Origin of the sequence: Salinarimonas soli (genome assembly GCF_008386575.1) — a bacterium.
Taxonomy (GTDB): Bacteria; Pseudomonadota; Alphaproteobacteria; order Rhizobiales; family Beijerinckiaceae; genus Salinarimonas_A; species Salinarimonas_A soli.
Map to the genome: position 1 here is coordinate 1 of NZ_VUOA01000228.1, position 407 is coordinate 407.

Below are 407 nucleotides of genomic sequence, written 5' to 3' on the forward strand. Positions count from 1 at the left end.
GTCTTGTTTGTTTTCTTTTCGATAATTTTTTTCGCCTCTTCGGCTTCTAATTCTGCTTTTCTTATTTCTTCCTTTTTGGTCTCAATTTTCTTGGATTCAACTTTAGAGTCAGCCTTTTTAGATTCAATCTCCATTTCCTCTTGGTTATTTTCTATTGTGATTTCTCCTTTCTTAGTCACTTTTTTGGATGCTGTTTTCTTTTCTTCAATTGTCGTTTTTTCTTCTTCTTTCTTTTTTATTTCTTCGTTCTTTTTCTTTTCATCTACGTGGTTTTCTTCAATTATTGATTTCTCTTCCACGATCGACATTTCTTCTTCAGACTCTTCGATAACAGTGATTTCTTCTTCTTCCTCCTCCTTTTTCTTTTTCTTTTCATCAACTCCTGTCAAATCTGCGCTAGATTCGTC

At 33.2% G+C, this 407-nt stretch carries 1 protein-coding gene; it reads right to left on the reverse strand.

Annotated features, from left to right (window positions below; genetic code table 11):
• The coding region (locus tag F0L46_RS27910; RefSeq protein WP_210247713.1) for a hypothetical protein at window positions 1–407 on the reverse strand (407 nt) is incomplete at both ends.